This is a genomic window from Mesorhizobium sp. KR2-14 (assembly GCF_040049255.1).
Taxonomy (GTDB): Bacteria; Pseudomonadota; Alphaproteobacteria; order Rhizobiales; family Rhizobiaceae; genus Pseudaminobacter.
Genome location: NZ_JBDZDR010000003.1, coordinates 88,930 through 114,032, shown reverse-complemented (window position 1 = coordinate 114,032; position 25,103 = coordinate 88,930). Strand labels below are relative to the sequence as shown.

General features: G+C 64.5%; 25 protein-coding genes. 14 read left to right on the top strand and 11 right to left on the bottom strand.

The features are described 5' to 3' along the window. Positions 1-91: 91 nt before the first annotated feature. On the top strand, positions 92-511 hold the full coding sequence (locus tag ABLE86_RS09570) for a metallopeptidase family protein (protein ID WP_348778721.1): 420 nt from the start codon (positions 92-94) through the stop codon (positions 509-511). Between the two features lie 4 nt (positions 512-515). On the opposite strand, the gene ABLE86_RS09565 is transcribed toward ABLE86_RS09570, so the two are convergent. The 3 genes from ABLE86_RS09565 to ABLE86_RS09555 form a co-directional block, all read right to left on the bottom strand. Further along, positions 516-1,487 carry a mitochondrial fission ELM1 family protein gene (locus tag ABLE86_RS09565; RefSeq protein ID WP_348778720.1) on the bottom strand — a complete coding sequence of 324 codons (972 nt, stop codon included), beginning with the start codon at positions 1,485-1,487 and terminating at the stop codon, positions 516-518. Between the two features lie 5 nt (positions 1,488-1,492). Beyond that, entirely contained in the window at positions 1,493-1,699 is a 207-nt protein-coding gene (locus tag ABLE86_RS09560) for a DUF1737 domain-containing protein (RefSeq protein ID WP_348778719.1), read from the bottom strand. Positions 1,700-1,842: 143 nt separating this feature from the next. After that, on the bottom strand, positions 1,843-2,721 hold the full coding sequence (locus tag ABLE86_RS09555) for a CoA ester lyase (protein WP_348778718.1): 879 nt from the start codon (positions 2,719-2,721) through the stop codon (positions 1,843-1,845). Between the two features lie 97 nt (positions 2,722-2,818). On the opposite strand from ABLE86_RS09555, the gene ABLE86_RS09550 reads away from it, so the two are divergent. The 4 genes from ABLE86_RS09550 to ABLE86_RS09535 all read left to right on the top strand — a co-directional run bounded on the left by ABLE86_RS09550 (position 2,819) and on the right by ABLE86_RS09535 (position 6,152). Beyond that, positions 2,819-3,988 carry an FAD-binding oxidoreductase gene (locus ABLE86_RS09550; RefSeq protein WP_348778717.1) on the top strand — a complete coding sequence of 390 codons (1,170 nt, stop codon included), beginning with the start codon at positions 2,819-2,821 and terminating at the stop codon, positions 3,986-3,988. Positions 3,989-4,096: 108 nt separating this feature from the next. Continuing rightward, positions 4,097-4,702 (top strand): 3-isopropylmalate dehydratase small subunit, encoded by a 606-nt coding sequence (gene leuD / locus ABLE86_RS09545; RefSeq protein WP_348778716.1) that lies wholly within the window; start codon positions 4,097-4,099, stop codon positions 4,700-4,702. A gap of 227 nt (positions 4,703-4,929) precedes the next feature. Further along, on the top strand, positions 4,930-5,760 hold the full coding sequence (locus ABLE86_RS09540; RefSeq protein ID WP_348778715.1) for a hypothetical protein: 831 nt from the start codon (positions 4,930-4,932) through the stop codon (positions 5,758-5,760). An 11-nt stretch (positions 5,761-5,771) separates the two neighbouring features. Next, entirely contained in the window at positions 5,772-6,152 is a 381-nt protein-coding gene (locus tag ABLE86_RS09535; RefSeq protein ID WP_348778714.1) for a RidA family protein, read from the top strand. 150 nt (positions 6,153-6,302) lie between these two features. Here ABLE86_RS09535 and ABLE86_RS09530 read toward each other — a convergent pair whose 3' ends face one another. Continuing rightward, positions 6,303-6,683, bottom strand: coding sequence for a nuclear transport factor 2 family protein (locus ABLE86_RS09530; RefSeq protein WP_348778713.1), 381 nt, complete (start codon positions 6,681-6,683; stop codon positions 6,303-6,305). 272 nt (positions 6,684-6,955) lie between these two features. On the opposite strand from ABLE86_RS09530, the gene leuB reads away from it, so the two are divergent. From leuB to ABLE86_RS09500, 6 genes are all read left to right on the top strand, one after another. Then, complete coding sequence (gene leuB / locus ABLE86_RS09525) at positions 6,956-8,068, top strand: 3-isopropylmalate dehydrogenase (protein ID WP_348778712.1); 1,113 nt, start codon at positions 6,956-6,958, stop codon at positions 8,066-8,068. A 377-nt stretch (positions 8,069-8,445) separates the two neighbouring features. Continuing rightward, a complete protein-coding gene (locus ABLE86_RS09520; RefSeq protein ID WP_348778711.1) occupies positions 8,446-9,480 on the top strand; it encodes an aspartate-semialdehyde dehydrogenase in 1,035 nt (344 codons plus the stop codon). Positions 9,481-10,106: 626 nt separating this feature from the next. Next, complete coding sequence (gene ffh / locus ABLE86_RS09515; RefSeq protein ID WP_348778710.1) at positions 10,107-11,687, top strand: signal recognition particle protein; 1,581 nt, start codon at positions 10,107-10,109, stop codon at positions 11,685-11,687. A gap of 8 nt (positions 11,688-11,695) precedes the next feature. Next, positions 11,696-12,031: a chorismate mutase gene (locus ABLE86_RS09510; protein ID WP_348778709.1), complete on the top strand. Its 336-nt coding sequence runs from the start codon at positions 11,696-11,698 to the stop codon at positions 12,029-12,031. A 34-nt stretch (positions 12,032-12,065) separates the two neighbouring features. Beyond that, the gene (gene rpsP, locus ABLE86_RS09505; RefSeq protein WP_348778708.1) at positions 12,066-12,461 is read left to right on the top strand and encodes a 30S ribosomal protein S16; all 396 of its coding nucleotides are present in this window, start codon (positions 12,066-12,068) and stop codon (positions 12,459-12,461) included. Between the two features lie 139 nt (positions 12,462-12,600). Beyond that, a complete protein-coding gene (locus ABLE86_RS09500) occupies positions 12,601-14,223 on the top strand; it encodes an ABC-F family ATP-binding cassette domain-containing protein (protein ID WP_348778707.1) in 1,623 nt (540 codons plus the stop codon). 68 nt (positions 14,224-14,291) lie between these two features. Here the strand turns inward: ABLE86_RS09500 and ABLE86_RS09495 are convergent, their stop codons facing one another. Beyond that, positions 14,292-15,200, bottom strand: coding sequence for a bestrophin family ion channel (locus tag ABLE86_RS09495; RefSeq protein WP_348778706.1), 909 nt, complete (start codon positions 15,198-15,200; stop codon positions 14,292-14,294). A 356-nt stretch (positions 15,201-15,556) separates the two neighbouring features. On the opposite strand from ABLE86_RS09495, the gene ABLE86_RS09490 reads away from it, so the two are divergent. Next, positions 15,557-18,037, top strand: a complete 2,481-nt coding sequence (locus ABLE86_RS09490) for an EAL domain-containing protein (protein ID WP_348778705.1) — start codon at positions 15,557-15,559, stop codon at positions 18,035-18,037. A gap of 112 nt (positions 18,038-18,149) precedes the next feature. Here ABLE86_RS09490 and ABLE86_RS09485 read toward each other — a convergent pair whose 3' ends face one another. Together ABLE86_RS09485 and ABLE86_RS09480 are read right to left on the bottom strand one after the other, a co-directional pair. Next, positions 18,150-18,404, bottom strand: coding sequence for a hypothetical protein (locus tag ABLE86_RS09485; protein ID WP_348778704.1), 255 nt, complete (start codon positions 18,402-18,404; stop codon positions 18,150-18,152). A gap of 239 nt (positions 18,405-18,643) precedes the next feature. Then, positions 18,644-19,306, bottom strand: coding sequence for a TetR/AcrR family transcriptional regulator (locus ABLE86_RS09480; protein ID WP_348778703.1), 663 nt, complete (start codon positions 19,304-19,306; stop codon positions 18,644-18,646). Positions 19,307-19,665: 359 nt separating this feature from the next. Here ABLE86_RS09480 and ABLE86_RS09475 point away from each other — a divergent pair, with 359 nt between their 5' ends. Continuing rightward, positions 19,666-20,481 (top strand): lytic murein transglycosylase, encoded by an 816-nt coding sequence (locus ABLE86_RS09475; RefSeq protein WP_348778702.1) that lies wholly within the window; start codon positions 19,666-19,668, stop codon positions 20,479-20,481. A gap of 69 nt (positions 20,482-20,550) precedes the next feature. Here the strand turns inward: ABLE86_RS09475 and ABLE86_RS09470 are convergent, their stop codons facing one another. After that, positions 20,551-21,774, bottom strand: a complete 1,224-nt coding sequence (locus ABLE86_RS09470) for an argininosuccinate synthase (RefSeq protein WP_348778701.1) — start codon at positions 21,772-21,774, stop codon at positions 20,551-20,553. A 167-nt stretch (positions 21,775-21,941) separates the two neighbouring features. Here ABLE86_RS09470 and ABLE86_RS09465 point away from each other — a divergent pair, with 167 nt between their 5' ends. Then, positions 21,942-22,583: a LysE family translocator gene (locus tag ABLE86_RS09465; RefSeq protein ID WP_348778700.1), complete on the top strand. Its 642-nt coding sequence runs from the start codon at positions 21,942-21,944 to the stop codon at positions 22,581-22,583. Here the strand turns inward: ABLE86_RS09465 and ABLE86_RS09460 are convergent. The 3 genes from ABLE86_RS09460 to ABLE86_RS09450 form a co-directional block, all read right to left on the bottom strand. Next, positions 22,580-23,068, bottom strand: coding sequence for a hypothetical protein (locus ABLE86_RS09460; RefSeq protein ID WP_348778699.1), 489 nt, complete (start codon positions 23,066-23,068; stop codon positions 22,580-22,582). The genes ABLE86_RS09465 and ABLE86_RS09460 overlap by 4 nt on opposite strands. Then, the gene (gene rlmN, locus ABLE86_RS09455; protein WP_348778698.1) at positions 23,065-24,297 is read right to left on the bottom strand and encodes a 23S rRNA (adenine(2503)-C(2))-methyltransferase RlmN; all 1,233 of its coding nucleotides are present in this window, start codon (positions 24,295-24,297) and stop codon (positions 23,065-23,067) included. The genes ABLE86_RS09460 and rlmN overlap by 4 nt, the downstream gene beginning before the upstream one ends. Before the next feature lie 216 nt (positions 24,298-24,513). Beyond that, complete coding sequence (locus ABLE86_RS09450) at positions 24,514-25,017, bottom strand: invasion associated locus B family protein (protein WP_348778697.1); 504 nt, start codon at positions 25,015-25,017, stop codon at positions 24,514-24,516. Positions 25,018-25,103: the final 86 nt, after the last annotated feature.

Genomic DNA, 25,103 nt, shown 5'->3' with positions numbered 1-25,103 from the left:
TCGCGCAGCCTTCAGGCCTATTTCCCCAGCCTCGCGTAAAAAACTCGAAAGGCACCAGCCAAAAGGCTATATGCGGTCAAAAGGAAACAGAATGGCCCGTATCTATAAGAACCGCGCATGGCACGACCAGCTTTCTCCGTCATTGGAGGAACTGGAATTTCTGGCGCTGGAAGCCTATGCGCATCTGCCGGAGGAGTTCCGCACGCTGACCGGCGAGGTCGTCATCCAGGTCGCCGAATTTCCCACCGACGAGATCATGGACGATCTGGCCCTGGAGACACCTTTCGACCTGCTCGGCCTGTTCGAGGGCCGCGGCATCGCCGAGCGCTGGAACCCGCAGACCGGCGAGGGGCCCAACCGCGTCACGCTCTATCGCCGCGCCATTCTGGACTACTGGGCCGAGAATGAGGAGACGCTGGGCGACATCGTCACCCATGTGCTGATCCACGAGATCGGCCACCATTTCGGCCTCAGCGACGACGACATGGAGCGCATCGAGGAAGCAACATAGCGGCTCAGTTGCCGATAGGACTGGACTGCCTCTTTTCGTAAGCCGTCTTGATGAGTGCCGAGACGCGCAAGGTCTCATCCTCGACCGTATACGAATACTCTTCCATCACACCTTGGAACGGCCTCGTAACTCCAAGGTTTTCATGCATGTCAGCGTGGAACCGTTCGAATTTTTCAAACTTTTCCTGTTCAAACTGCGGCCCTCCCTGTCGAGCCGGCGAAAAGATATGTATCGGCTTTCCTGACATCGAGGCCTCGCAGACCATCGTTACAGTGTCTGCCGTAATGACGAAAGCGTCGGCGGCTGCGAGATAGTTGATGTACGGATTGTCGCCGGTACGGTCCCAAACGATCATACGCGGATCATTTATTTCCGTCAGCCGAGCAAGAATTTCCGGCTCCGAGCGGCGAGAAGTCGATGCGAGAACGACGTAACCTCGTTCAACCAGATTAGTTGCTGTGGCGATAATCCCATCTATGGTCTGCCGGTCGAAAGCGTAGGCCCAAGTCGATCCGCCGATGAGCAGGGTAACGACAGGCTCCCCGCCAGGAGCAAAGCGCGCTCGCGCACTCTCCCTTCGCGTCGCAAGGAGAGCTGGGCTGATCCGATGAGGGACACCGGACATCCTGAAATATTTCGGCTTGTGCTCCATCGCCTTCGTCCAGTCATGACGGGAGACGAACACCATGTCGAACAAGTCCAGGTCGCGCCGGGGCGGTTGAAGGTGCACGGCAAACGGCCGGCCACCATAGGCCTTCTTGATCTCCGCAACATAACGCTCGGAGATGCTTCCGCATGAGATGAGGATGTCCGGAGCTTTCTCTGCAACGCTTTGCCGAAATGCAGAAAATATCCGCTCCGCTCGGGTTTGTTTCCTGAAAATCCTGGCAGTCGGGTTCGGGTCCAGGTTTTGCGCGACACCGAGGCACTGGGTCAGCGTCCCGGCCTTCTCTTCGCTTACAGTCCACACCCTCATACTTGCTATTGTTCCCCAAGCTTCATGTTGGGGTCGTATTCCTGGCCCTCGACATCCTTCACCACCGCCTGGCCGCATTTCATGGTCTTGGTTTCGGCGTCATAGGCATAGGTGGTCGAGCCGAACAGGTGCCAGCCCTTGTTCAGGGCGGCCGTCACCTTGTGGCAGAAGCTCGCGTCGTCCGGGCCGGTGAGAAAGCGGTAGAGTTTCATCTGTCATTCCCCGTCATGGCTGTTGCCTTGAGCATCGTTTCGGCCGTGGCCATGCAGTTTGGCCCGAAGCCATGATGTCCTGTTTGGCGTCGTTCTCTGAAAAGCCGTTTCCCGAACGAAGTTCCATTCCACGCCTTTTCGGCTCACTTGGCAATCATCGCCGCCTTGGCCAGAAGCCTTTCGGCCTGCACGCAATGCAGCAGCTCGACCATGCGGCCGTCGAGGCCGATCGCGCCCTTGCCGGCGTTTTCCGGCAGCGCGAAGGCGGCCACGATCCGCTCGGCCTCGGCCAGCGCAGCTGGCGAAGGCGAGAACGCGGCTTCCGCCGGCGCGATCTGGGCGGGGTGGATCAGCGTCTTGCCGTCGAAGCCCATGGCGGCGCCGTGCCCGCATTCCGCCGCAAAGGCGTCGAGGTCGCGGAAATCGTTGCTGACGCCGTCGAGCATGTCGAGCCCGCCGGCGCGCGCGGCCAGCACCATCTGCATCAGCCAGGGCATCAGGTAGCGCCGGTCGGGTGTGGCCAGCACGCCGGTCATGGCCGCCAGGTCGTTGGTCCCGGCCACCAGGCACGACAGGCGAGGGTTGGCGTCGCGGCCGAGCTCGGCGATCGCGCCGAGGTTCATGAGCCCGCGCGGCGTCTCGACCATCGCCCACAGGCGCAGGCTCTCGGGCGCGCCGGCCTCGTCCAGCAGGTCGCCGGCCTCCAGCACGTCGCGCGGCGTCTCCACCTTGGGCAGCAATATGCCGTCGGGCCGGCAGGCGATTGCGGCTGCAAGGTCGTCGGCACCCCATTCGCTCGATAGCGCGTTGACGCGCACCACAATCTCGCGAACCCCCGCTGGGCGGTTGCCGAGGATTTTTGCCAGTTTTTCGCGGGCTGCAGCCTTTTCGCCAGGGGCTACCGCGTCCTCCAGGTCGATCACCACCGCATCGCAGGAAAGCGAGGCAAGCTTGGCCAGTGCCTTGTCGTTGGAGGCGGGGACATAGAGCACCGAGCGGCGCAGACGGGGGGCTTGCATCATTGGCCTTTCTTGCCCGGCAATGCTGGCTCTTGCAAGACGGGCGCGCAAAACCCTGATAAGGCACGACCAGACAACGCAAGCATTGGGGAACATGCATATGGCGCGTTACGACGTCATCATCATCGGCGGGGCGATCGTCGGCAGCTCCATCGCCTACTATCTGCGCGAGGAGGGCTTTACCGGCTCCATCGCGCTGATCGAGCGCGACCCGCAATTCACCTACTCGTCCACCACGCTGTCCTGCGCCTCGATCCGCCAGCAGTTCTCGATCCCCGAAAACATCCGCCTGTCGCAGTTCACGCTGGGCCTGTTCCGCCGCCTGGAGCAAGAGTTCGGCGCCGGTGCCGATATCGGTTTCCGCGAAGGCGGCTATCTCATCCTTGCCGGTGAGAACGGCCAGTCGATCCTCGAGCAGAACCACGCCGCGCAGATGGCCGAGGGCGCCGACATCGTGCTGGAGGACGCGGCCGCGCTTCAGAAGCGGTTTTCCTGGATCTCCACCGAGGGCATCACCGCCGGCGCCTATGGGCGCTCGGGAGAGGGCTGGTTCGACGCGCACGCCATGCTAATGCTGTTCCGCAAGGCCCTGCGCGAGAGACGAGTCGATTTCATCACCCAAGCCGTCGCGGGGATCGAGCGCGAAGGCAACCGCGTCACCGCGGTCACGCTCGAAAACGGCGAGCGGCTGGAAGCCGGCACCGTCTTCAACGCCGCCGGCCCGTCGGCCGGCAAGGTGGCGGCTATGGCGGGGCTCAAGCTGCCGGTCGAGCCGCGCAAGCGCAGCGTCTTCGTCTTCGAGGCGCATGACAAGTTCGCCGACATGCCGCTGATGGTCGACCCCAGCGGCATCTATGTGCGCCCGGAAGGCAGCGTCTACATCACCGGCGGGGCGGAGAACGAGGAAGGCGAAGGCCCGGCCGCCGCAAACGATTTCGATCCCGACTGGTCGCTGTTCGAGGAAAATATCTGGCCGGTGCTGGCCACGCGCGTGCCCGCCTTCGAGGCGATCAAGGCCACCCGCGCCTGGGCCGGGCACTACGACTACAACACGCTCGACCAAAACGCGGTGATCGGGCCGCATCCGGAGGTCGAAAACTTCGTCTTCGCCAACGGTTTTTCCGGCCACGGTCTGCAGCAGGCGCCGGCGGTGGGCAAGGCGCTGGCCGAGTTTCTGGTCCATGGCGGCTATCGCAGCATCGACTGCTCGGCGTTCTCCTACGCCCGCATCGCCGAGGGCCGGCCGTTCCGCGAACTCAACGTCATCTGAGGGTGGGCTGTTGCCGGACATGTCGCATGCGGTGCCTCTTTGATTCACCGCATGCTTTGTGTAAAGCAGGGGCGAAACATTCCCCGGAAACAGAACGGGTCAGATACGATGGAAAAGTTCACCAAGCTCACCGGCGTCGCCGCTCCCTTGCCGATCGTCAATGTCGACACCGACATGATCATCCCCAAGGACTATCTCAAGACGATCAAGCGCACCGGGCTCGGAACCGGGCTTTTCGCCGAGATGCGCTACAATGAGGACGGTTCGGAAAATCCCGATTTCGTGCTCAACAAGCCGGCCTACCGCAAGGCGCAGATCCTCGTCGCCGGTGACAATTTCGGCTGCGGCTCCAGCCGCGAGCATGCGCCGTGGGCGCTGCTCGACTTCGGCATCCGCTGCGTGATCTCGACCTCGTTCGCCGACATCTTCTACAACAACTGCTTCAAGAACGGCATCTTGCCGATCACGGTCAGCCAGGAAGACCTCGACAAGCTGATGGACGACGCCTCGCGCGGCGCCAACGCCACCATCTCCATCGATCTCGAAGCCAAGGAAATCCACGGGCCCGATGGCGGCGTGGTCAAGTTCGACCTCGACGACTTCAAGCGCCATTGCCTGCTCAACGGCCTCGACGACATCGGCCTGACCATGGAAAGGGCCCCGTCGATCGACAGCTTTGAGAAGAAATACGCCGAAACCCGCCCCTGGGCGTAAGCTGCGGCATCCGTGGCGCGCCGCTTCGGATTGAAACATATGCAAAGGGCCGCCTCGTGCGGCCTTTTTTCATTCAGGCAGGCACCCGGCCGGCAATGGGCACAGGACAAAAATACCGGTCGAGATGAAAACTGGTAGCTCCCGCGGGCCTGTGGCATGGTCGGGGCAGATTCGTCGCCTCGGGCCGATATTGCCGGCCATGTCGAAACTCCTGATTCGGGGTTGCCATGAACCGGACCGTTTTCTCCCTCGCCGCCGGGCTTGCCCTTGCCGCAAGTGCGCCCGCCTTCGCGCAGGAAGACCCGCCGACCTCGATCCCCTTTGCGGGCGGAACGCTGACCATCACCGAAACCCCGAACCTGGACAGGATCCTTGCCTTCAACGGCAAGCAGCTCGCGCGCAACTATGTCGTGCTCTACGACCGCACGGTCGAGCGGCAGGGTACGAAGGTGGCACTGTTTGCGGTTGGCGACGGCGGCAATGCCTGCGGCCCGGCCACGGTCATCGTCTGGAAGCCGGAGGGCGGGGGTCTCAAGACCACGACAGTGGGCGAGGACTGCGGCGCGCCGCCGGCCGCCGTCACCGACGACAACATCTATTTCGTGCCCTACCTGCGCCCCGGCGCCACCGCCGACGTGCAGAACTGGTCGCCCGAGGACGGGCTGCGCGTGGCCGGACAGATGAGCTATGTGCCCCAACCCGGCACGCGCTGGGGCGATCTCGACCCGGCGAAAGTCGCCCACCCCTACGATCTCTTCGCCAATGGCGACTTCTACGCCGCCGCCCGCAAACTGCTGGGCGACAAGTTCTCCGATGTCGTCCTGGCGCTCTCGGTTTCCGGCGGGCTGGAAGCAACCGCTTCCGGCGTCTTCTACGGCAGCGGCTGCATCCCGCATGCCTGCGGCGAGGGCAACGGCTTCGTCGCCGTCGACCCCAAGGAAAGGGCGGTCTATTTCGCGCAGGAAAGCGGCGGCGCCACCCCCCGCGCCTGGCCGCCGCTCGATAACTGGCCGGCGGAGGTCCGCGCGGCGATGACAAAATCCTTCAGCGAAGAATAGACGGAGGTTTCATGCGCAAGCTCATCTCCACCGGATCGCCCTTCGAGAAGACCGCCGGCTATTCGCGCGCGGTGGTGCAGGGCGACTGGTGTTTTGTCTCCGGCACCACCGGCTACGACTACGCCACCATGACCATGCCCGACAGCGTGGAAGACCAGACCCGCAACTGCCTCGCCACCATCGCCAGAGCGCTGGAGGAGGGCGGCTTCGCGCTCGCCGACGTGGTGCGCGCGCATTACTACATCACCGACCAGAGTTTCGTCGACGTCGTCTTCCCCATCCTCGGCGAGGCGTTTGGCGAGATCCGGCCGGCGGCGACCATGATCGTGTGCCAGCTTAACAAGCCGGAGATGAAGATCGAGATCGAGGTGACGGCGTTGAGGCGGGCGTGATGTCGATCGGTTCGACAGGCTCCCGGGACACCCCGCCTGTCGTGATTACGTCGTGCGCGCCACAGCCCGCGCCCCTCGTGAAGGTACACGCGGACCACAGCGCATTTTTTGCTGCGGCAGACTGAGCAACACCCGAAAGCCGATCGCGTTTCAAGCCATCCGCTCGACCCATTGAACCCGCGAAGGGCCCGGCTCGAACGGATCAGCGAAGTATTGGGTTTCGCGGGCCACCTGCCCGTCCCTGAATTCCATGATGCTTACCGTGTAAGACGGTCGCCCGTCGTAGGTCAGGATCAATTCCGTGATCCAGAGGTCAGCAGCGCCGAGTATCCGCCGCACCGTGAAGCGCTTCTTGTTCGGCTGTGCGCAACGAGATGACTGGATGTTGTGCCGACCGCGGATGCGTTCCCCCGACTGCGGATACTCGAGCACCGCGTCCTCTCGGTAAATCCGATGCTCCTCTTCGAAGTCGTTCGCGTCGGAGGCGGCCCAATGGCGATCGAGAGCAGCTCGAATCTCGCTGTCTTCCATCTCAATCTTCCTCCCGTTTTCGGTAGACGCGCGGGGCCTCTTGGCCCCTCGCATTCGAGGATACCGCTGCAAGCGCTTCAAAGTCCAAGGTTACACGATCCGGGAACCCCCTTGCGCCGGCGCGCCCCATCTGAACTTGGCGCTATCCGAAAGCGCCCAGCAGCGCACCCGAAAACACTTCCATCCCTGCACCAAGCCTTTCCGTCTTGCGCGCCGGGCGCTTGGCGTTTAGCAAGACCCCGGTTCACCCGCTTCCTGAAAGGTTTTCTCCGATGGCAACGCGCAAGCTTCTTCTCCTGCCGGGCGACGGCATTGGCCCCGAGGCAATGAACGAGGTTCGCAAGCTGATCTCGGTGATGAACGACAAGTTCGGCGCCGGCTTCGAGACCGAGGAAGGCCTGGTCGGCGGCTGCGCCTACGACGCGCATGGCCAGTCGATCTCCGATGCCGACATGGAAAAGGCGATGGCCGCGGATGCGGTTCTGTTCGGCGCCGTCGGCGGTCCGAAGTGGGCCGACGTGCCCTACGAGGTGCGCCCCGAGGCCGGCCTGCTGCGCCTGCGCAAGGACATGCAGCTCTTCGCCAATCTGCGTCCGGCGATCTGCTATCCGGCGCTGGCTTCGTCCTCGTCGCTCAAGCCCGAAGTGGTCGAGGGCCTCGACATCCTCATCCTGCGCGAGCTGACCGGCGGCGTCTATTTCGGCGAGCCCAAGGAGATCATCGATCTCGGCAACAGCCAGAAGCGCGGCATCGACACGCAGGTCTACGACACCTACGAGATCGAGCGCATCGCCGGCGTGGCCTTCGAGCTGGCGCGTACGCGCGGCAACAAGGTCACCTCGATGGAAAAGCACAACGTGATGAAGTCGGGCGTGCTGTGGAAGGAAGTGGTCACCCAGACCCACAAGGCCAAATATGCCGACGTCCAGCTCGAGCACATGCTGGCCGACGCCGGCGGCATGCAGTTGGTTCGCTGGCCCAAGCAGTTCGACGTCATTCTCACCGACAATCTGTTCGGCGACATGCTGTCGGACGTGGCCGCCATGCTCACCGGCTCGCTCGGCATGCTGCCGTCGGCCTCGCTCGGTGCGCCGGATGCCGCCACCGGCAAGCGCAAGGCGCTTTATGAGCCGGTGCACGGCTCCGCACCCGACATTGCCGGCAAGGGTATCGCCAACCCGATCGCCATGATCGCGTCGTTCGCCATGTGCCTGCGCTATTCCTTCAACTTGGTGGCCGAGGCCGACCGTCTCGAAGCGGCGATCGCCGCCGTGCTGGACGATGGCCTGCGCACCAAGGACATCATGTCGGAAGGCAAGACCGAGGTCGGCACCGTCCAGATGGGCGACGCCATCGTGGCGAAGTTCCTGTCGCTCTCGGCATAACGCCCTGGCGCTCTCTGCATTTCCCGGCAAGGCTGCGGCCTGGCCGGGGAATGTCCGGGCCGTCTTCATGGCGGCCCGCTCATTGACTATTTGCGCAAACCGCGTAAAAGCGGCGGCGAACAGGGAACCCTCCGATGCGCGGCCATTTTTCGGCTCATCTCGCATTCGACGTCCCCGGCCTCGATGACAGCCATCGGGTCGGGCGCGGAGCCGCATCCCTGCTTTCGACCAAAACCATGGCCAAAAAAACGACCACTACGGTCTGATTTCCCTTGGCCTGCTCACCCTCTCCCGGGTCTGGCCCGGGGGTGAAGAGCCCGCAACGGCCGGCGGGCTTTCTCCAAGAAGCGAGCGGAGAGGGACAGGAGTAATCTGAGATGGGTTTCAAGGTTGCGATCGCTGGCGCCACGGGCAATGTGGGCCGGGAAATGCTCAATATCCTCGAGGAACGAGGTTTTCCGGCTGATGAGGTGGTGCCGCTTGCCTCGCGGCGCAGCCAGGGCACCGAAGTGTCCTATGGCGACAAGACGCTGAAGGTGAAGGCGCTCGACACCTACGACTTCTCCGACACCGACATCTGCCTGATGTCGGCCGGCGGCAACATCTCCAAGGAGTGGTCGCCCAAGATCGGCAAGCAGGGCTGTGTCGTCATCGACAACTCGTCTGCCTGGCGCTACGACCAGGACGTGCCGCTGATCGTGCCGGAAGTGAATCCGGATGCCATCGTCGGCTTCTCCAAGAAGAACATCATCGCCAATCCGAACTGCTCGACCGCCCAGCTCGTCGTGGCGCTGAAGCCGCTGCACGACAAGGCCAAGATCAAGCGCGTCGTCGTCTCCACCTACCAGTCGGTCTCCGGCGCCGGCAAGGAAGGCATGGACGAGCTCTTCACCCAGACCCGCGCCGTCTTCGTGGCCGACCCGGTCGAGGCCAAGAAGTTCACCAAGCGCATCGCCTTCAACGTCATCCCGCACATCGATGTGTTCATGGAGGACGGCTACACGAAGGAAGAGTGGAAGATGGTGGCCGAGACCAAGAAGATGCTCGACCCCAAGATCAAGCTGACGGCGACCGCCGTGCGCGTGCCGGTGTTCATCGGCCATTCCGAAGCCGTCAACATCGAGTTCGAGAACCCGATTACGCCGGAGGAAGCGCGCGAGATCCTGCGCGAGGCACCGGGCTGCCTGGTCATCGACAAGCACGAGGACGGCGGCTACGTCACGCCGATCGACGCTGCGGGCGAGGACGCCACCTACATCTCGCGCATTCGCGAGGATGCCACCGTCGAGAACGGCCTTGCCATGTGGATCGTCTCCGACAATCTGCGCAAGGGGGCTGCGCTGAACACGGTACAGATCGCCGAGCTGCTGGTTGCGCGCGGCCTGATCACGCCGAAGAAGAAGGCGGCCTGACCGCATTTCCTGTTCCCCAGCGCGCCGGACCTGTCCGGCGCGCTGCGTTACTCCAGCTCGGCCCCGGACTGCCGGTTGAGAGATCGAGGCATGGATCCCCGCGATCCTTCGCCTGCTCGCTCTGCTCGCGCTCAGGACGCGAGGATGACGGGCTTGGGCATCGGTCTCCCACAAGCGCCAGGCCCAATCGCGAACGCAGGAGATTGTCCGAAAGCCGCAACACCTCCGTCATCCTCGGGCCGGAGCACGAGCGCAGGGAAGTGTGGAGGTTCCGGGGAACCATGCCTCGACGGCCGCGCCGTCGGAAACGGTCCCGAACGATCCCGGTGGTCAGATGCGCCAAGGCGGTTTTCTCGTCTCTCAGGCCCGCAAAACGCGCGGTTTGCCTTGACTCCGCCCGCGTTTTCCTGTCTACACGCCCACAATTCCGCGACGAGTAGTCCACTCCGAGCAGCCGACCGGGACCCATAGCGGTATAAAGAGATCCCGGAGGCCAACACCCGGCAGCGCGATGCGCCCCCGGGTGCTTTTCGGCTTTGGGCTTTTGTCTGGCCCCGATGCTTGGCTCTTGCGCGCGGAACCATTACCTCTGGCGGGGAAACCAGTCAGAGACAGAAGGAAGAACGATGTTCGATTCGCTGCAAGAGCGACTTGGCTCCATTCTCAACGGCCTCACCGGCCGTGGCGCGCTGTCGGAGGCCGATGTCTCGGCTGCCCTGCGCGAGGTGCGCCGCGCCCTGATCGAGGCCGACGTGGCGCTGGATGTCGTGCGTTCCTTCGTCGATCGCGTGCGCGAGAAGGCCGTCGGCGCGGCCGTGCTCAAGTCGATCAAACCCGGCCAGATGGTCGTCAAGATCGTCCATGACGAGCTGATCGAGATGCTGGGCGCCGAGGGCGTCGCCATCGACCTCAACGCCCCTGCCCCGGTCGTCATCATGATGGTCGGCCTGCAGGGCTCGGGCAAGACCACCACCTCGGCCAAGATCGCCAAGCGGCTGACCGAGCGCCAGGGCAAGAAAGTGCTCATGGCCTCGCTCGACACGCGCCGTCCGGCCGCGCAGGAGCAGTTGCGCCAGCTCGGCGAGCAGACCAATGTCGCCACGCTGCCGATCATCGCCGGCCAGAGCCCGGTCGACATCGCCAGGCGCGCCGTGCAGGCGGCCAAGCTCGGCGGCCATGACGTCGTCATCCTCGACACCGCCGGCCGCACCCATATCGACGAGCCGCTGATGGTCGAGATGGCCGACATCAAGCGCGCGTCGAACCCGCATGAGATCCTGCTCGTCGCCGACAGCCTCACCGGTCAGGACGCCGTCAACCTCGCCAAGAATTTTGACGAGCGCGTCGGCATCAGCGGCCTGGTGCTCACCCGCATGGACGGCGACGGCCGCGGCGGCGCGGCGCTCTCCATGCGCGCCGTCACCGGCAAGCCGATCAAGCTGATCGGCGTCGGCGAAAAGATGGATGCGCTGGAGGAGTTTTATCCCAAGCGCATCGCCGACCGCATCCTCGGCATGGGCGACATCGTTTCGCTGGTTGAGAAGGCTGCCGAAACCATCGACGCGGAAAAGGCCGCGGCGATGGCCAAAAAGATGCAGTCGGGCAAGTTCGACCTGAACGACCTCGCCGGCCAGTTGCAGCAGATGCAGAAGATGGGCGGCATGGGAGGCATCATGGGAATGATGCCCGGCATGGGCAAGATGAAGGACCAGATCGCCGCCGCCGGCTTCGACGACAAGATGTTCGCGCGCCAGCTCGCCATCATCTCCTCGATGACCAAGGCCGAGCGCGCCAACCCGGACATTCTCAAGCACAGCCGCAAGAAGCGTATCGCGAGCGGCTCGGGCACCGACGCTGCCGAGATCAACAAGCTGCTCAAGATGCACCGACAGATGGCCGACATGATGAAGGCCATGGGCGGCAAGGGCAAAGGCGGCGGCATGATGCGCGGCCTGATGGGCGGCATGGCACAGAAGATGGGCCTTGGCGGCATGATGCCCGGGATGGGCGGCATGCCCGATCTCTCCAAGATGGACCCCAAGCAGCTCGAGGCGCTGAAGAAGCAGGCGGAAGCCGCCGGCCTCGGCAAGGGCCTGCCGGGTGGTCTGCCCGGTCTCGGCGGCAATGGCGGTTTGCCGGGCCTTCCCGGCGGCATGAAGCTGCCTGGCCTCGGCGGCGGGCTTCCGGGGTTGGGTAAGAAGAAATGAGCGCTGCGATGAACGATTTGGACGTCAAGAACCTGCTCACCCAGTATCGCGCCTCGATCGACAATATCGACGCCGCGCTGGTCCACATGCTGGCCGAGCGCTTCCGCTGCACCCAGGCGGTGGGCCTCCTCAAGGCGACCTATGGACTGCCGCCGGCAGACCCGGCGCGCGAGCAGGCGCAAATCGCCCGCCTGCGCCGCCTTGCCGACGACGCGCAGCTTGACCCCGATTTCGCGGAAAAGTTCCTCAATTTCATCATCCGCGAAGTGATCCGCCATCACGAGGCCATCGCCGCTTCGTCGAACGGCTCCGAGAATTCCTCCGCATCACGCGGCGGACAATAGACCACCTGATTAGAACGAACCCTAGGAGAAAAAAATGTCGTTGAAGATCCGTCTGGCCCGCGCGGGCTCCAAGAAGCGTCCCTACTACCACATCGTCATCGCCGACGTGCGTTCGCCGCGCGATGGCCGCTTCATCGAGACCGTGGGCGCCTGGAACCCGATGCTGGCCAAGGACGCCGAGCGCGTCAAGATCGACGAAGAGCGCGTCAAGCACTGGCTTGGCCACGGCGCCCTGCCGACCGACCGCGTCGCCCGCTTCCTCGCCGAAGCCGGCCTGACCAAGCGCGAAGCCCGCAACAACCCGACCAAGGGCGAGCCGGGCAAGAAGGCGCAGGAACGCGCCGCCGCGATCAAGGCTGCGCAGGAAGCTGCCGCTGCCGCCCTGGCCGCCGCCAACGCTGCTCCTGCCGAAGAAGCTTCGGCCGAGTAATCCTTCGGCTTCGGCTGAAATTGCAGACGGCGGGTTCTGGCCCGCCGTTTTCTTTTCTCGCGTCGTCCCCCCAAAACCTGTCCGCGCTGGCGCCCGTCGCCGGCCAGTCTGCCGCCGCAACTTCACAGCGTTCGAAACCATGATTCGCATCGAAAACGTCAGCAAGCAGAACAGCCACCGGCTTCTCTTCATCGAGGCCTCCGCGACCTTGCAGAAGCAGGAGAAGATCGGCCTGGTCGGCCCCAACGGTGCCGGCAAGACGACGCTGTTTCGCATGATCACCGGCGCGGATCTGCCCGACGAGGGCCAGGTCTCGGTCGAGCGCGGCGTCACCATTGGCTATTTCAACCAGGACGTGGGCGAGATGGCCGGCCGCAGCGCGGTGGCTGAGGTGATGGAGGGCGCCGGCCCGGTGAGCCAGGTGGCCGCCGAGCTGCGCGAGCTGGAGGCCGCGATGGTCGATCCGGACCGCGCCGATGAGCTCGAGGCTGTCATCGAGCGCTATGGCGAGGTGCAGGCGCGCTACGAGGAGCTGGACGGCTATTCGCTCGATGGCCGCGCCCGCGAGGTGCTGTCAGGCCTCGGCTTCAGCCAGGAGATGATGGACGCCGATGTCGGTGGCCTGTCCGGCGGCTGGAAGATGCGCGTGGCGCTTGCCCGCATCCTCCTGATGCGGCCAGACGTGATGCTGCTCGACGAGCCGTCGAACCATCTCGACATCGAAAGCCTGATCTGGCTCGAGGAGTTCCTGAAGGGCTATGACGGCGCCCTGCTGATGACCTCGCATGACCGCGCCTTCATGAACCGCATCGTCAACAAGATAATCGAGATCGATGGCGGCTCGCTGACGACCTATTCCGGCGATTACGAATTCTACGAGCAGCAGCGCCAGCTGGCCGACAAGCAGCAGCAGGCCCAGTTCGAGCGCCAGCAGGCGATGCTCGCCAAGGAGATCAAGTTCATCGAGCGTTTCAAGGCGCGCGCGTCCCACGCTTCCCAGGTGCAGAGCCGTGTGAAGAAGCTCGAAAAGATCGATCGAGTGGAGCCGCCCAAGCGCCGCCAGACGGTGGCCTTCGAGTTCCAGCCGGCCCCGCGCTCGGGCGAGGACGTGGTCACGCTCAGGAATGTGCACAAGCGCTACGGCAGCCGGATCATCTATGAGGGCCTGGATTTCCAGGTTCGCCGCAAGGAGCGCTGGTGCATCATGGGCATCAATGGCGCCGGCAAGTCGACGCTGTTGAAACTGGTTGCCGGTGCCTCCGAGCCCGACGACGGCACTGTTGCCCGCGGCCCGAGCGTCAAGATGGGCTATTTCGCCCAGCACGCCATGGATCTGCTCGACGGAGACAGGACCGTGTTCCAGCAGCTGGAGGACTCCTTCCCTCAAGCCGGGCAGGCGCCGCTGCGTGCGCTCGCCGGCTGCTTCGGCTTTTCAGGCGACGAGATCGAGAAGAAATGCCGGGTCCTGTCGGGCGGCGAGAAGGCGCGGCTGGTCATGGCGATCATGCTGTTCGACCCGCCGAACCTTCTGGTGCTGGACGAGCCGACCAACCATCTCGACATCGCCACCAAGGAGATGCTGATCGAGGCGCTGTCGCGCTACGAGGGCACCATGCTTTTCGTCTCGCACGATCGCCACTTCCTGGCCGCACTGTCCAATCGCGTGCTCGAGCTCACGCCCGACGGCGTCCACCAGTATGGCGGCGGCTATGTCGAATATGTCGAGCGCACTGGCCAAGAAGCCCCAGGCCTGCGGGGCTGAGCGGGGGAAACGTCGACGTTCAAATTGGCGCGGGAAGTCGTTCGACGGCAACCTGCCTGAGACGGCATCTAGGAATAATAAAACCGCTCGGGCGCGGTCATCTTGGGCGGAGCCTCGCCCAGCGCCTCGAACACCGAGATCTCGCAGACGCGGCACAGCCCGTCCAGCGCGAGGTCGTTGGCCTGGGTGCCGAACGGGTCTTCCAACTCTTCGGACAGCGCATCGAGACCGAAGAAGGAATAGGCGATCAGCGCGGTGAAGAACGGCGTGGCCCATCCTGCCGAGAAGGCCAGGCCGAAGGGCAGCAACATGCAGAATATGTAGGCCGAGCGCTGCAGAAGCAGCGTGTAGGCGAAGGGCAGCGGCGTGCCGGCGATGCGTTCGCAGCCGGCTTGCAGCGCCGTGATCGACGCCAGGCGTTCGTCGAGTATGCGGAAGTCCATCGCCTCGATCCGGCCCTCCCGCTTGAGCGCGCCGATGCGGCGTCCCATGCGGCGCACCATCTCGTCGGGCCTGTTGGTGAAGGCCGGCACGGTATCGGCTTCGGCGCCGATGAAGGCGCGCGCCTCTTCCACCGCGTCGACTTTGCGCAGCTCGCCGCGCAGGAAGTGGCAGAAAGCCAGCGCGTCCATCAGCAGCGGCCGCACCTGGCCGCTTTCGGCCGGCACCAGGGCCAGCGCGGCGCGCGAGAAATTCCTGATCTCGAACACCAGCTGCCCCCAGAGCTTCCGGGCCTCCCACCAGCGGTCATAGGCGGCGTTGTTGCGGAAGCCGAGATAGAGCGACAGCGTCACGCCGAGCAGGCCGAAGGGCGCGAGGCCGTAATTGCCGAAGTCGAGCCCCAGCGCCTTGATGGTCGCCACCACCGCCAGCGCATATAGGCCGAAGCCGATGATATGCGGCGTGATGCGGGGCACGATGGAGCCGCGCATGATGAAAAACAGCTTCAGCAGCCCTGGACGGGGACGAACGATCATCGGCGGCGGGCTCTCCAAGAGCGGGAATTTGCGGCCATTATGGCCGGCGGCGAGGGTGCGGCATGGCATGATCCGCGACGCTTTTTGTCGCGCGCTTCGGCGGTCTTGTCGACGTGGCATTATGACGAGAGTGTGACAACCCGCTTAATCGAATGGTAAGTCGCCTCGCATAGGTTTCGGCCCAGGCAGCCCGCACGGATCCCGGCGCGGAGGCATGATGCCGAGCCGCCGCACCGGCCCGCCCGGTATGAAAAACCAGCCACCGATTTGCCGCCCCAGGCGCCCTTTCCCGACGTTTATCGCGGCGGCCCGTGCGCGTGTCCGGTCTTTCGGCTACGAACGACACCCGGAGTCCCATGCCGACGACACAGCTCCTGCCGCACCGCCAGCTTCCGGCCCCGGAAGCCGAGGCCGCCGAGCGGGATTTTTTGCGCATCGACACCGAGTTCGACGACGTCAGGTTGATCCTGCGCCGCTGGCAGTCCGTGCGCCCACCCTCCGGCGGCCTGCCGCAATATGAAGAGATGGCGCTGGGCAGCGTCGGCCGATTCGCCGACGAGATGGCCGTGGTGCGCCAGCTGGAGGGCGACGAGCCCGTCATACTGCGTGCCGGCCCGCGCTTCGAGGCGATCGTGGGCGAGGCTTGCGTCGGTCGGATGGCCACGCGGCTGCTCGGGCCCCACGCGCTGGCCATAGGCGAGGCGCTGGCGGCGGCGCGGGAAGCAGCAAGTCCGCGCCTGACACTGTGCCGGGCGCTGGTCGATGGTATGGTCTCAACGGTCGAGACCCTCGCGTTGCCGCTCGCCTGCCGCTGGCGCGGCGACTATTTCATGCTCTTCCTGCGTCCGCGCCGCAGCCAGCTCAACCTGGCGCGCCTGCTCATCAACGCCACCGGCGAAGGCATCATGGCCCTCAGCGCCGTCGAGCGCGGCGGCGTCATCCGCGACTTCTCCATCCTCAGCATCAACGAGGCGGCCGCGCATCATCTCGGCTCGCAGGCCGACCGGCTGCAGTTCGCCCTCCTGTCCGAGGCGCTGGTGCGGCCCGGTCTGTCCGATGCCTTCGCCCGCTTCCGCGAGGCGGCACAGCATCGCCGCGCCACCAGTTTCGAGCTGGAATACAGGCTCGAAGGCCGCCAGGTCTCGCTCAAGGTAGGGGTGGCGATCGCCGACGATCTCCTGGCCGTGACCTTCACCGATGTCGGCGAGCTAAAGGCGCGCGAAACCCTGTTCCGCTCGCTGTTCGACGAAAACCCGGTGCCGATGTATGTGCGCGACGAAAGCGGCGAGCATTTCCTGAACGTCAACGAGGCGGCACTGCGCCTCTACGGCTATGAGCGCGAGGCCTTCTTCACCCTCGGCCTGGCCGGACTTCGCGCTGACGCCGACGCCGGGCAGCACCCGCCCGGGGAAGCAAGCTCCCGCCATGTAACTGCCGACGGCCGCCTGCTCGACGTGGTGGAATATGCGCGCGGCATCGTGGTGGACCATGCGCCGGCCACGCTGTCGACCATAGTCGACGTCACCGAGCGCAAGCGCGCCGAAGAGCACGTTACCTTCCTGGCGCTGCACGATCCGCTGACCGGCGTGGCCAATCGCACATTGTTCACCCGCGAGCTTGCGCGCGCCGCCCAGAACGAGGCGGCCTTCGCGGTGCTGCTGCTCGATCTCGACGACTTCAAGGTGGTCAACGACACGCTCGGCCATGCCGCCGGCGACGCGCTTCTGGTCGAGATCACCGGCCGCCTGCGCAAACTGCTGCGTGGCTCCGACCTTATCGCGCGGCTCGGCGGTGACGAATTCGCCGTGCTGCTTCCGGGCGCGGCTTCGCGCGAAGCGGTCTGCGGCCTGGCCGGGCGGCTGCTCGACGAGATTGCCGCCATCCGTACCGTCCAGGGCTCGCAGGTTTCGGTCACCGCCAGCGTCGGCGCTGCGCTTTCACCGCAGGATGCGACGGATACTGAAAGCCTGCTCAAATGCGCGGACCTTGCCCTCTATCGCGCCAAGAACGTTGCCAAGGGCTCGCTACGCTTCTTCGAGCCGGAGATGGACAGCCAGGTGCGCGACCGGCGCGCGCTGGAGATGGAGCTGCGCGGCGCCGACATAGGCAGGGAGTTCGAGCTGCATTTCCAGCCCATCTTCGCGGTCAAGACCGGGCAGCTGCGCGGCTTTGAGGCGCTGTTGCGCTGGAACAACCCCAGGCGCGGCATGGTTTCGCCCGGCGTCTTCATCCCGCTTGCCGAGGAAACCGGGATGATCGACGCGCTCGGCCGCTGGGTGCTGCGCGAGGCCTGCCGCCAGGCGGCCGGCTGGCCGGGACAGCTCGTCGTCGCCGTCAACGTCTCGCCGGTGCAGTTCCGCGGAACGGCATTGGTCGCCACCATCGGCGAAGCGCTGGCGCTGTCGGGGTTGCAGCCGACGCGGCTGGAAATCGAGGTCACCGAATCCGTGCTGCTGGCCGACACCGAGTCCAACCTGGCCACGCTGCGCCGCATCCGCGACCTTGGCGCCCGCATCGCGCTGGACGATTTCGGCACCGGCTATTCCAGCCTCAGCTATCTGCGGCAGTTCCAGTTCAGCCGCCTGAAGATCGACCGGTCCTTCATCCGCGAGATCAGCGCCAGCCCCGAAGCGCTCGCCATCGTGCGCGCCATCATTGGCCTTGGCGCCAGCCTCGGCATCGACACCACTGCCGAAGGGGTCGAGACGGTGGAGCAATTGCACGCCCTACAAAAGGAGCAGTGCGGCGAGCTGCAGGGTTTCCTGTTCAGCCCGCCCGTGGCCAGGGATCGCGTGGCCGAGGTCATCGGCACCTATTACGAAACGTCAGCGGCCTGACGAGCGCGGGGCGGAATGCGTCCCTCTCCGATTTGACGGGCGGCACAAATGAAACGGGCGGCGGAGCTGAAAACTCCGCCGCCCGTTGCGTTCGCTCGTCTTGGGAGGTGACTTAGCGAGCCTTGCCCGCCGGCAGCGCCACCGACCCGGCGCTGTCGCCGGAGGTCTGGCGCGACGACACCGGTTCGGTGGTCTTTTCCGTGCCTACGGTCTTGATCGAGGCGGTCGTGGAGTAGTCGAGCCTGGGTGCCGCGGCCTCGAAGCGGGGGGAATCGGGATAGCGCAGCGTGTCGGCAAAATCGGCGGCGAATGCGGTACCCGACAGGGTCAGAAGGGCGGCGATGCCAACAAGGGTCTTTTGCATCATCATTTCTCCAAAAAAATCTGTACGTGTATAATATGACGTACATATACGGAGGTGAATTCGCCTTTGCAAGCCAAAATCGTACGCGTACGAAAAATTGTCCGGTCGCGGTGCGGCTTCAGAAAAAAACGGGAAAGGGCGCCGGGCGTGCATGGTCGGCCCGTGGCGGCATCTGCGCGCCCGCCAGGATCTGCCGCGCGTCGTTGCGCGGCCGCAGGATGTCGGGTCTATGGCGGGCCAGGCTAGCAGCGCTCTTCCGGCGGCACGAGGGCTTCGACCTTCTGCGCCATCAGCCCGGCCAGCGCCACTTCCATGGAGGCCGCCAGAAATTTACCGGGCTCGCCGAAAGGATAGAAGGGAAAGGCAAGCTGGAGGGAAATGGCGCCGTGGCCGCAGCTCCACAAGAGGGTGGAGATGGCATGCACATCGCCCTTGAAAATGCCGGCGTCGATGCAGGCCTGCACGCGCTTCAGCAGGATGCGCAGCGCCGGGTTCCCGCTTTCGAGCTTGCCGAGCTCGGTCACCTCTTGCCCGCGGAGCCCCGCCGGGTCGCGGGTCATGAAGATGGTGCGGTACTCGTTGGGGTTCTCCAGCGCGAAGACCGCATATTCCTCCATGATCTTGCGCAGCGCCGCCAGCGGCTCGGCCGGTGCGTCGCGTTCCATGCGCTGGGCAAGGGTCTCGAAGGCGTCCTCCGCCAGCGCCAGCAATATCTCATGCTTGTCGGCGAAATAAGAATAGACCGACATCGGCGCATAGCCGACGCGCTGGGCGAGCTTGCGGATTGTCAGGCCCTCATAGCCTTCCTCCTTCACCAGCTCATGCGCGGCCTCCAGCAGTTCCGCGCGCAAAAGCGCCTTCTTGCGTTCGCGGGGGCTGGCGGGTGTTGGTGTAGGCTGGGTCATGGGATCCTGACAGGGCGACGGGCAGAAACAATATACGCCGTACGGCGGCCCAGCAAGCGCGGCCGGGGTTTCGCCCCAGCGGGAGGGTCGGACCGAGGCTCCGGGCGGGGTGAATTGCTGACAGCTTCACGCGCCCACCCGCGCCCTGCAGCGGATATTCCCCTCAAGCGGGGATGGAAAGGGCCCCGCAAGACATATGAGCCAGCTTGCCACATTATGCCCTTGATCATGGGGAATTTGCTCCCCAGTGCCAGCGGGACGGGCTGTACACGTCATTTTAACCATGACGCGACAAGCGTGCGGCGCGCGGCTGGCGGAAGACGCAACAGCGACGTGATTCAGGCATTCAGGAGAACAGCATGGCCTTCATAGCCAAGGGAAAGATTTTTGCGGCTGCCGCCTTTGCCGTGCTCGGTCTGGCGACCGGCAGCGCCCATGCGGCGCAGTGCGGCAACGACAGCAGCGGCTTCGCCGCCTGGCTGGAAAGCTATAAGGCAGAGGCTAGGGCCCGCGGCATCGATACCTCGCCGCTTGCCGGCGTGAAATATGACACCGGCGTCATCAAGATCGACCGCAACCAGAAGGGCGCCTTCAAGGGCACGCTCGACCAGTTCATGGCGCGCCGCGCGCCGGCATCCTACGTCAAGAAGGCCAAGGGGCTGATGAAGACCCACGCCGCCACCTTCGCCAAGATCCAGCAGCATTATGGCGTCCAGCCCGAGGTTCTGCTGGCCATCTGGGGCATGGAGACCGGCTTTGGCGCCAATTCCGGCAACAGGAGCGTGTTCCAGCCGCTGGCCACGCTGGCCTATGACTGCCGCCGCTCGGCCTTCTTCACGCACGAGCTCGACGCCGCGCTGGAGATCGCCCAGAAGGGCTACATCACTGCCGACCAGATGCGGGGCGCGGGCTTCGGCGAACTTGGTCAGACCCAGTTCCTGCCCTCCAAATACCTGCAATATGCGGTCGATTTCGACGGCAACGGCCGCCGCGACCTGATCCATTCCACCGGCGACGTGCTGGCCTCGACGGCGAACTTCCTGAAGGGCCACGGCTGGCAGGCCGGTGGCGGCTACGGCCCCGGCGAGGTCAACTACGCCATCTGGAACGAATGGAACCGCGCCACGATCTACCAGCAGGCGCTGTCCAGATTCGCCACCCTGATCGCCAACTGATCCTTTCGGCGAAGGACACAAAAAACCCGGCGGAAACGCCGGGTTTTTCTTTGCGCGATCAAGGTCGCCTCAGCCCCTGCGGTCGCGAGCGGCCAGCGTGCGCAGGCGCAGGGCGTTGAGCTTGATGAAGCCGGCGGCGTCCTTCTGGTCGTAGGCGCCCTGGTCGTCCTCGAAGGTGACCAGCTTGTCGGAGTAGAGCGACTTTTCGCTCTCGCGGCCGATGACCATGACGTTGCCCTTGTAGAGCTTCAGCGTCACTTCGCCCTCGACGTCCTTCTGGCTGAGGTCGATCGCCGCCTGCAGCATCTCGCGCTCCGGCGAGAACCAGAAGCCGTAATAGATGAGCTCGGCATAGCGCGGCATCAGCTCGTCCTTGAGATGCGCTGCACCCCGGTCGAGCGTGATCGACTCGATGGCGCGGTGCGCGGCAAGCAGGATCGTGCCGCCGGGGGTCTCGTAGACGCCGCGGCTCTTCATGCCGACGAAACGGTTTTCGACCAGGTCGATGCGGCCAATGCCGTTGTCGCGGCCATAGTCGTTGAGCTTGGCCAGAAGCGTCGCCGGGCTCATGCGCACGCCATTGATGGAGACGGCGTCGCCCTTCTCGAAGCCGATCTTGATGACGGTCGCCTGGTCAGGCGCGGATTCGGGCGAAATCGTGCGCATATGCACGTATTCGGGAGCCTCAACCGCCGGGTCTTCCAGCACCTTGCCCTCGGAGGAGGAGTGCAGCAGGTTGGCGTCGACGGAGAAGGGCGCCTCGCCCTTCTTGTCCTTGGCGACCGGGATCTGGTGCTTTTCCGCGAAGTCGAGCAGGTCGGTGCGGCTCTTGAACGCCCAGTCGCGCCACGGCGCGATGATCTTGATGTCGGGGTTCAGCGCATAGGCCGAAAGCTCGAAGCGGACCTGGTCGTTGCCCTTGCCGGTGGCGCCGTGGGCGATGGCGTCGGCGCCGGTCTTCTCGGCGATCTCGACCAGATGCTTCGAGATCAGCGGGCGGGCGATGGAGGTGCCGAGCAGATAGACGCCCTCGTAGACGGCATTGGCGCGGAACATCGGGAAAACGAAGTCACGCACGAACTCCTCGCGCACGTCCTCGATGAAGATTTCCTTTATGCCGAGCATCTCGGCTTTCTTGCGGGCCGGCTCGAGTTCCTCGCCTTGGCCAAGATCGGCGGTGAAGGTCACCACTTCGGCGCCGAGCTCGGTCTGCAGCCATTTCAGGATGATGGAGGTGTCGAGGCCGCCCGAATAGGCGAGCACGACCTTTTTGACGTCTTTCCACTTGGACATTGTCGATCCGCTTCCGTTGCCGCGCAGCCGCCCTTGCGGCACCGCGCTTTCTGGCGGCACTTTTAGCAGGAACGGCGAGGCGGGCAAGCTTTGTGCGATCCGGTTTCCGCTGGCCGAGCAGGGTGGATTCGATTAACTTGCCGCCTTCTCAGCCGGGCCCGCGCAAAATGTCGTTCATCCCCGAAGTCGCCGTCATCCTGCAATTCGCCGTCGCCACCTATCTCATCGCCATCACGCCGGGCCCGGACATGACCCTGTTTGTCGGGCGGGCGCTTTCCGAGGGCCGCCGCGCGGGCTTTGCCTGCATGCTGGGCACCTTCACCGGCATCGTCGTTCACACCATGCTGGTGTCGGTCGGCCTCTCGGCGCTCATCGTGGCCGCGCCGCAGGCCTTCATGGCTCTCAAGATCGTCGGCGCCGGCTATCTGGTGTGGCTCGCCTGGCAGGCTCTCCGGAACGGCTCGGCCTTTTCACCGGAGACGGTGAAGCGCGCGCCGCGCTCGCTGTTCCAGAACTGGGCGACAGGCGTCGGCATCAACCTGCTCAATCCGAAGATCGTGCTGTTCTTCATGACGTTCCTGCCGCAGTTCGTCTCGGCCCACGAACCGCATGCGCCAGGCAAGCTGTTCTTCCTCGGCATGCTGTTCATCGTGCTGTCGCTGCCGCTTGCCGTGCCGATGGTGGTCGCCGCAGACAAATTCGCCGGCCTGCTCAGGAAGAGCCCGCGGGTGACGCGCATTGTCGACTATCTGTTCGCAGGCGTGTTTTCCGCTCTCGCGCTGAAGATGCTCGCGGCGCAGGCGCGCTAAGGCAAGGGCATACCCTGCCGCCAGCCTCCGGCCGTGCGGCCGGCGATCAGCCAGTAGACCAAGCCTCCGATCATGCCCGCGCCGATGAGCAGCAATGCCATGCGCGGGTCGTCCGGGGGCAGCCAGTAGGGCTCGAGGCCATTGCCGGACACCTCCTGCCAGACTGTGCCGGTACCGAATGCGAAGCCGACGACGCTGAACGCCACCGCCCCACCGCCGAGCGCATGGACGAGCCAGTCGCGCTTGCCGAGAAATTCGGTGAGCAGGATGACCAGAAGCGACGGGAAGAAGGCGAAATAGGCGATGACCAGCGCCATCAAGGGTATCATGAACACCAGCGAGGCGGCGGCGACGGGATCGCCCGGCTCCGCACCAAGCGCACCGAGCGCCAGGATGTTGATGAATGCGCTGGCTGCGAGCGCCGCGCCGATATAGCCGAGAAGGACGACCGCCAGCCGGAAGATGATGGCGAGAACGCCGTTCACGCCTCGCCGTGCCCCGCAATCATCATGGCTTCCAGTGCCAGGCGCTCGGATTTCTTCAGGCGCTCCGATTCCGACTTCAGCTGGCCGCAGGCGGCAAGGATGTCGCGGCCGCGGGGGGTGCGGATCGGCGAGGCATAACCAGCCGCGTTGATGAAGTCGGCGAACTTCTCGATCTGCTCCCAGTCCGAGCACTGATAGTTGCTGCCGGGCCAGGGGTTGAAGGGGATCAGGTTGATCTTGGCCGGAATGCCCCGGAGCAGCTTCACCAGCGCCTTGGCGTCTTCGAGGCTGTCGTTGACGTCCTTCAGCATCACATATTCGAAGGTGATGCGCCGCGCGTTGGAGAGGCCGGGATACTTGCGGCAGGCTTCCATCAGTTCCTTGAGCGGGAACTTCTTGTTGATCGGCACCAGCAGGTCGCGCAGGTCGTCGTTGGTGGCATGCAGCGAGATCGCCAGCATGACGCCGATCTCCTCGCCGGTGCGGTAGATTTCCGGCACGACGCCGGAGGTGGACAGCGTGATGCGGCGCTTCGAAAGCGCCAGGCCGTCGCCGTCGGACGCGATCAGCAGCGCCTTCTTCACCGCATCGAAATTGTAGAGCGGCTCGCCCATTCCCATCATGACGATGTTGGACACCTTGCGGCCCTCGCTCGGCACGATCGCGCCGGCGGGTGTATCACGGTCAGGAAAGTCGCCCAGCCGGTCGCGGGCGGAGAGAAGCTGCGCGAGAATTTCCTCTGAGGTGAGATTGCGCACCAGCTTCTGCGTGCCGGTGTGGCAGAACGAGCAGGTCAGCGTGCAGCCGACCTGGCTGGAAATGCACAGCGTGCCGCGGCCTTCCTCGGGGATGTAAACGGTTTCGATCTCGACAGGGCGGCCGGCACCGCGCGGCGGAAAGCGGAACAGCCACTTGCGCGTGCCGTCATTGGAGATCTGCTCTTCCACGATCTCCGGCCGTGCGATGGAGAAGTGCTCGGCCAACGCCGCGCGCAAATCCTTCGATATGTTGAACATATGCGCGAAGTCGGAAACGCCGCGCACATAGAGCCAGTGCCACAGCTGCTGCACGCGCATCTTGGCCTGGCGCTCCGGCACGATGCCGGCGGCGACCAGCGCCTCGGCCATCTCGGCGCGCGTCAGGCCGATCAGCGATGCCTTTTCCGGCGCGGCGCTGGGGCGCAATGCGTTGCGGGTGCTGTCGGCGGTGAGATCGAGCGAAAAAGCCATTGTACCGGAATTTTCAGGGTTGAGGCGGATGCTTCCAAAGCTCCGAATGCGCGCACATAGCACGACTTGGCGCCCGCGTCACGGCCTGTGAGATGGGGCGGGCCGCCGCCAATTCCAAGAGGTCTCCGAGTGCGTGGGCAAGCGATGCCCCTCAACCCTCTTGAGAAAAAGGCCGGATCAACGACCCGGCCTTTGAAGAAAAAAGTGCAAGCGGGCTTACTTGCAGGCCGAGATCGACTGCAGCGCCGCCGAAATGCCCTTCAGCGAGAAGGTGTAGGTGGTGGGATTGCCGCGTCCGGACTTGGCCGCAATCTTCATGTCGGCGCCGCCCTTCATGGCGGCGATCAGCAGCGGCTCCTCGGCGGCGTTTTCCACCCAGGCCGACTTGCCGCGCGTGAACATGGTGAAGTTCTTGTCGCCGACGCTGACCGTCACCTTCGAATTGGCCTGCAGGTCATAGGAAGCGATGAACTGCGGCTCGTAGGAAACCGACTGCCCGGGGCGCTGGCTGACGAAGAAGAAAATGTCGCCATGGTCGAGATTGGCCGGCTGCTTGTCGGTCGGAACCGTCAGCACATAGCAGACCTTCCCGGTGTTGGCCTGATAGCTGTAGGTGCCCCATGCATTGTGCTGGCCGATCTTGGTGGCTGACTGGGCCAGCGAGGGGGCGGCGCTGGCAATCAGAAACAGGCTCGAAGCGAGAGCAACGAATGGGCGCATTGTTTTTTGGATCCCTGTTCTTTGCGTAATGTGCGGGGGCAGGCAGGAGTCGCGCCGCCCGTGGTAGAGTTCAATTTGGTTTAATC

What these genes read in the sequence shown, in the direction of transcription:
- ABLE86_RS09470 (WP_348778701.1), bottom strand. Translation starts at nt 21,774, where the DNA reads ATGTCCAAGTGGAAAGACGTCAAAAAGGTCGTGCTCGCCTATTCGGGC.
- ABLE86_RS09560 (WP_348778719.1), bottom strand. Translation starts at nt 1,699, where the DNA reads ATGAAACTCTACCGCTTTCTCACCGGCCCGGACGACGCGAGCTTCTGC.
- leuD (WP_348778716.1), top strand. Translation starts at nt 4,097, where the DNA reads ATGGAAAAGTTCACCAAGCTCACCGGCGTCGCCGCTCCCTTGCCGATC.
- ABLE86_RS09475 (WP_348778702.1), top strand. Translation starts at nt 19,666, where the DNA reads ATGGCCTTCATAGCCAAGGGAAAGATTTTTGCGGCTGCCGCCTTTGCC.
- ffh (WP_348778710.1), top strand. Translation starts at nt 10,107, where the DNA reads ATGTTCGATTCGCTGCAAGAGCGACTTGGCTCCATTCTCAACGGCCTC.
- ABLE86_RS09570 (WP_348778721.1), top strand. Translation starts at nt 92, where the DNA reads ATGGCCCGTATCTATAAGAACCGCGCATGGCACGACCAGCTTTCTCCG.
- ABLE86_RS09555 (WP_348778718.1), bottom strand. Translation starts at nt 2,721, where the DNA reads ATGATGCAAGCCCCCCGTCTGCGCCGCTCGGTGCTCTATGTCCCCGCC.
- ABLE86_RS09550 (WP_348778717.1), top strand. Translation starts at nt 2,819, where the DNA reads ATGGCGCGTTACGACGTCATCATCATCGGCGGGGCGATCGTCGGCAGC.
- ABLE86_RS09540 (WP_348778715.1), top strand. Translation starts at nt 4,930, where the DNA reads ATGAACCGGACCGTTTTCTCCCTCGCCGCCGGGCTTGCCCTTGCCGCA.
- ABLE86_RS09485 (WP_348778704.1), bottom strand. Translation starts at nt 18,404, where the DNA reads ATGATGCAAAAGACCCTTGTTGGCATCGCCGCCCTTCTGACCCTGTCG.
- rpsP (WP_348778708.1), top strand. Translation starts at nt 12,066, where the DNA reads ATGTCGTTGAAGATCCGTCTGGCCCGCGCGGGCTCCAAGAAGCGTCCC.
- ABLE86_RS09500 (WP_348778707.1), top strand. Translation starts at nt 12,601, where the DNA reads ATGATTCGCATCGAAAACGTCAGCAAGCAGAACAGCCACCGGCTTCTC.
- ABLE86_RS09495 (WP_348778706.1), bottom strand. Translation starts at nt 15,200, where the DNA reads ATGATCGTTCGTCCCCGTCCAGGGCTGCTGAAGCTGTTTTTCATCATG.
- ABLE86_RS09450 (WP_348778697.1), bottom strand. Translation starts at nt 25,017, where the DNA reads ATGCGCCCATTCGTTGCTCTCGCTTCGAGCCTGTTTCTGATTGCCAGC.
- ABLE86_RS09510 (WP_348778709.1), top strand. Translation starts at nt 11,696, where the DNA reads ATGAACGATTTGGACGTCAAGAACCTGCTCACCCAGTATCGCGCCTCG.
- leuB (WP_348778712.1), top strand. Translation starts at nt 6,956, where the DNA reads ATGGCAACGCGCAAGCTTCTTCTCCTGCCGGGCGACGGCATTGGCCCC.
- ABLE86_RS09465 (WP_348778700.1), top strand. Translation starts at nt 21,942, where the DNA reads ATGTCGTTCATCCCCGAAGTCGCCGTCATCCTGCAATTCGCCGTCGCC.
- ABLE86_RS09480 (WP_348778703.1), bottom strand. Translation starts at nt 19,306, where the DNA reads ATGACCCAGCCTACACCAACACCCGCCAGCCCCCGCGAACGCAAGAAG.
- ABLE86_RS09535 (WP_348778714.1), top strand. Translation starts at nt 5,772, where the DNA reads ATGCGCAAGCTCATCTCCACCGGATCGCCCTTCGAGAAGACCGCCGGC.
- rlmN (WP_348778698.1), bottom strand. Translation starts at nt 24,297, where the DNA reads ATGGCTTTTTCGCTCGATCTCACCGCCGACAGCACCCGCAACGCATTG.
- ABLE86_RS09565 (WP_348778720.1), bottom strand. Translation starts at nt 1,487, where the DNA reads ATGAGGGTGTGGACTGTAAGCGAAGAGAAGGCCGGGACGCTGACCCAG.
- ABLE86_RS09490 (WP_348778705.1), top strand. Translation starts at nt 15,557, where the DNA reads ATGCCGACGACACAGCTCCTGCCGCACCGCCAGCTTCCGGCCCCGGAA.
- ABLE86_RS09530 (WP_348778713.1), bottom strand. Translation starts at nt 6,683, where the DNA reads ATGGAAGACAGCGAGATTCGAGCTGCTCTCGATCGCCATTGGGCCGCC.
- ABLE86_RS09520 (WP_348778711.1), top strand. Translation starts at nt 8,446, where the DNA reads ATGGGTTTCAAGGTTGCGATCGCTGGCGCCACGGGCAATGTGGGCCGG.